At 64.7% G+C, this 331-nt stretch carries 1 protein-coding gene; it reads left to right on the top strand.

What is annotated here, in order from left to right; genetic code table 11:
* Nucleotides 1-331: ATP-binding cassette domain-containing protein (locus EOD29_RS30975; RefSeq protein WP_127248791.1), on the top strand; the 331-nt coding region annotated here is incomplete at both ends.

Here is a 331-nt window from a genome sequence, read left to right as displayed (position 1 = left end):
CTCCGATTACGTCTATGTGATGCAGCATGGCGAGGTGCGAGAGCACAATGTCACCGAGGCGCTCTTTGCCAATCCGCAGCACCCCTACACCCGGCATCTGCTCGCCTCCGAGCCGCGCGGCCTGGCCAATCCGCTGCCCGAAGGATCGGATGTCATCCTCGATGCCAAGGGCGTGCGCGTCTCCTTCATGGTGCGTCACGGCACATTTCTCAAGCCGGCGATGCGTGAGCTTGTCGCCGTCGACAGCCTAAGCCTGACGCTGCGCCGTCACGAGACGCTCGGCCTCGTCGGCGAATCCGGCTCCGGCAAGACCACCTTCGGCCAGGCGATC

It is taken from the genome of Mesorhizobium sp. M1A.T.Ca.IN.004.03.1.1 (genome assembly GCF_003997555.1).
Taxonomy (GTDB): Bacteria; Pseudomonadota; Alphaproteobacteria; order Rhizobiales; family Rhizobiaceae; genus Mesorhizobium.
The sequence above is the reverse complement of the archived record's forward strand: the minus strand, read 5'-3'. Positions and strand labels throughout refer to the sequence as shown.